Source organism: uncultured Leptotrichia sp., from assembly GCF_938036635.1.
In the GTDB taxonomy this organism is placed as follows: Bacteria; Fusobacteriota; Fusobacteriia; order Fusobacteriales; family Leptotrichiaceae; genus Leptotrichia; species Leptotrichia hongkongensis.
In genome coordinates this window covers 1-2,739 of sequence record NZ_CALHQO010000287.1, presented here as the reverse complement: position 1 = coordinate 2,739, position 2,739 = coordinate 1, and the positions used below count along the sequence as shown (strand labels likewise).

Below are 2,739 nucleotides of genomic sequence, written 5' to 3'. Positions count from 1 at the left end.
ATAATATTAATAGGATTTCTTTCGATTTTTTTATTTTCCTGTGATGATACATTTAAGGAAATTAGAAGAAAATTTAGTATAAAAAAAGTAAAAAATGAAGAAATGGAGAAGTACAACGGCTATATTGAAATCCATAATAATTTGACAAATATTGAGAATGAAATTTCAAAATATATAGATGTGGCTGGAGAAAGTAAGGAAATAAATGCACAGGAAATAGGGATATTGGAAAGCCTCCCTGTTATTAAAATTGATAATGCTGTTATTCAAAAACTTGAAAAAAATATAAATTCTAAATTCAAGATGGAAAAGCTGGATAATTCTTCCAAAAGATTATTGCCAATTTTAAAAGAATTAAAAGCAGTAACGGATTCTATGACAAATTACTATGGAAAAAAGGAATATTTGGCAGATAACTTTTCCAAAGGGCAGCAATTGCATACAAATTTTTTAAAAATTTATAAAAGATATAAAGAGAGTTCAAATATTTTTAAAACTGAAGTGGAAAACAAAACGAAAGAAAGAGTGCAGAAAATATTAGAAACATATAAAAATGAAGGCAGTCTGATAAAATACAATTTGGCAATTCTCATAAATAGTTGTGAAGATTTTGTGGATAAAATGGATAATCAGAAACTTAGTATGACAACATTTATAAAAGGTGATTTGGGAAAATTAAAAAAAGCACAGCAAAATATTTTAGTAGCTTCAGCTAACTTCCAGAAAGCAATTGCAAACGAGAAACAGCTAAAAAAAGAAAATTACACAAAAGAAAAATTGGAAATATTTAACAAGCAGCTTGCAGAATTTGAAAAATCGGTTACAATATTTATTAAGGAAATTGAGAAAAGCAAGTCGATGAGCAAGAGCGAGATTGAGAAGAAAGTTTATACGGAGGATATGGCTGGGACTCCGAACGATGTAATTAAAAAGTATAACAATTTAGTGAATGCCTACAATAATCTGATGAATTAAAAATAGAAAAAAATCAAAATTTATATAGACAATTATAAATTTTATTATATACTCAAACCTATTTAAAATTAAACTACTAAAAATTATATAGATTTAGGGTTTGAGTAAAATAGTCATAGCCTTTTGAGTTTAGTTTTAAAGCAGTTTTACTATAAAATTTAATACAATAAGTAACTTTCTTAAAATAAACAAAAAAGAGAGCCATATAAAATGACTCTCCAAATTTATTTTAAAAATTTTAAATTCAATTATTGATTAATGAATCTTACATTACTAAAGTCAACGTTTTGGAAGAATAATTCAACTCTTCTGTTGTTGTATCTTCCTTCAACTGTGTCATTAGTATCAGCTGGGTTGCTTTCTCCTTGTCCAGTAATTGATCCGTAAGAGATTGAGTTTTTCAATCCATAATCTTTCAATAATCTAGCAACGTTTTGTGCTCTTGCTACTGATAATTTTTGGTTATAAGCAGCTGATCCTGTTGAATCTGTATGTCCAACGAAATCAATTGATCCACCTTCAGCGAATTGGTTAATTACTCCAGCGATAGCTTTCAAGTCTGAAGCTTCATTTTCGTTAGGTACTCTTCCATCTACTTTAAATCCTCTGATTACACATTTTTTCTCATTTGCTGAACAGCTAAATGGTAATATAGCAGTATTTGCTTGAGGAATATCTTTTGTTTGTGGTTCTGGTGTAGGTACTGGAGTTGGCACAGGTACTTGCACAGTTTGAGTTATGATTTTAGGTGCTCTGTCATTTTTCAATTGTCCAAATCTATATCCTACTCTAACTCCTACTGAATCCATATGATCTCTGTCTCTTTGACCTGTAACAGTATCTTTATATTTAAATCCTGATCTTTCATAAATAGCCTCTAATGAAACTGGTCCAAATTCAGTACCTATCCCTGCTGCTGCATATAATCCTCCAGATAATTTTCCATCATTTGCTCTAACCTCTTTAGAGTCTTTAGCGAAATTATACCCTGCTCTTCCTAATACATATAAAGCGTCATTTCCACTGTTAGTAGTAATCAAATTAAATTTACCTAAAGCATAAACTGGTACACTTCTACCAATTCTTTCATTAGATTTAGTTTTCAATTTACCTGAATTAGACGAGAATTTATATTCTGATCCTAATCCCCATTCAAATTCACCTTGGTTGTCAACAATATATTCTAAACCAAGTGTTGGTCCATTTTTTAATCTAGCATCTTCTCCTGCAAGGTTAGTTCCATTTTTGTATTTTCTGTAGAAATCGTATCCACCTTTAAATTGGAATTCAGATGCTACAGCATTTAAAGCTAATAAAGCTGTTCCTAAAATTACTAATTTTTTCATTTCAATTCCTCCTGAATGTCATTTTGTTTTTTCTCTAACTTAGTTAGTACTATTTTCTCCTAATCCTCTTCTAAGATTATACGCTATTTTAAGAAAAAAATCAATACTTTAACTTTATAATCAAAAAATATTCTTTAGCCAAAACTTCACGTTTACAAGTATATGATACCATTGTTTTAATAAAAAGTCAATAAAAAAATTCAACTATTTAGATTGTTTTATCCGTTGTATTCAGTACATTTTCAACAAAAAAGCTATTTAGCATGACTCTCGAGTCATTCATTTTATTTTTTTCCTTTTAAAATAAATTTCAAAAATTATTCACAAATTTACTGCCAATCGGAAAAAAATAGATAAAAATTAGATATTTATCATTTTATCAATAGAAATTTCTAATTTTTTCAATAATGCAATACGA

The 2,739-nt window shown here is 28.5% G+C and carries 2 protein-coding genes; one reads left to right on the top strand and one right to left on the bottom strand.

The genetic code is table 11. From position 1 onward, the window contains the following. The coding region (locus Q0370_RS05650; RefSeq protein ID WP_299573210.1) for a YiiG family protein at positions 1-975 on the top strand (975 nt) is incomplete at its 5' end. A 248-nt stretch (positions 976-1,223) separates the two neighbouring features. Here Q0370_RS05650 and Q0370_RS05645 read toward each other — a convergent pair. Beyond that, positions 1,224-2,321: an OmpA family protein gene (locus tag Q0370_RS05645; protein WP_299573208.1), complete on the bottom strand. Its 1,098-nt coding sequence runs from the start codon at positions 2,319-2,321 to the stop codon at positions 1,224-1,226. Positions 2,322-2,739 lie beyond the last annotated feature (418 nt).